The 1,199-nt window shown below is 70.0% G+C and carries 1 protein-coding gene; it reads left to right on the top strand.

Features of this window, described 5'->3' with window-relative positions; all coding sequences use genetic code 11:
• Positions 1-36: 36 nt before the first annotated feature.
• Positions 37-1,199, top strand: a 1,163-nt coding sequence (locus AC5L38_RS44175; RefSeq protein WP_495248815.1) for an RNA-guided endonuclease InsQ/TnpB family protein, incomplete at its 3' end; no start/stop codon positions are given.

The following is a 1,199-nucleotide window of genomic DNA, read 5'->3' as shown; positions in this document are numbered from 1 at the left end:
GGTGGGAACAAAGGTTCGAGCGAGGGTGGTGGTGTGGTGCGTAGGTCGTTTAAGTTCCTGCTGCGCCCCACTGTCCGCCAGAGCGTCGCGTTGATCGCCTGCCTGGATGATCACCGCGCCCTGTACAACGCCGCGCTGGAGCACCGCCGCACCGCCTACGCCAAGACGAAGGTGGGCATCCGCTACGGCGACCAGTCCGCCGACCTGAAACACATCCGCGCCGACGACCCAGACGGTCAGGGCCGGTGGTCGTTCTCCTCCCAGCAGGCCACGCTGCGCCGCCTCGACAAGGCGTTTCAGGCGTTCTTCGCTCGTGTCAAGGCCGGGCGCACGCCGGGGTTTCCCCGTTTCAAGGGCACGGGCCGGTTCGATACCGTCGAATGGCCCAAGAACGGTGACGGTTGCCGGTGGGACTCCCAGCCCGAACACCCCACCGTGACGTTCGTCCGTCTCCAGGGCGTCGGCCACGTCCGCGTCCACCGGCACCGGCCGGTGCGCGGCACCGTCAAGACGATCGGCGTGAAGCGGGAAGGCTCCCGCTGGTACGTCGTGCTGTCGTGTGACGACGTGCCCGCCGAGGCGCTGCCCGCCACCGGCGCATCCGTCGGGATCGACCTGGGCGTGGCCTCGCTGGTCACCACCAGCGACGGTGAGCACCTGGCCAACCCGCGCCACCTGGCCGCCTCCGCCGACCGCCTCGCCGCCGCCCAGCGCAACCTCGCCCGCAAGAAACGCGGCTCCACGCGGCGCCGTAAAGCGGTGGCCCGCGTCGCCGCCCTGCACGGCAAGGTCCGCCGTCAACGCCTCGACGGCGCGCACAAGGCCGCCCTCACGCTGGTCCGCGACCACGACGTCATCGCCTGCGAGGACCTGCGGATCGCGAACCTGACCCGCTCGGCGTCCGGCACGCTCCAGGCGCCCGGCAGCAACGTGGCGGCCAAGTCCGGCCTCAACCGCAGCATCCTGGACGCGGGTTGGGGGGTGTTCCTGACGATCCTGTCGCACAAGGCTGAAAGCGCCGGTCGAGAGCTGATCGCGGTGAATCCCGCCAACACCTCCCGCACCTGTGCCCGTTGCGGGCACTGCGCGAAGGAGAACCGCGTCACTCAAGCCGAGTTTCACTGTCAGCGGTGCGCACACGTCGCGCACGCCGACGTGAACGCGGCGACCAACATCCTGCGGGCAGGGCTTGCCCTTCG

Source organism: Streptosporangium nanhuense, assembly GCF_059358815.1.
This window is presented reverse-complemented; position numbering and strand designations above follow the sequence as displayed.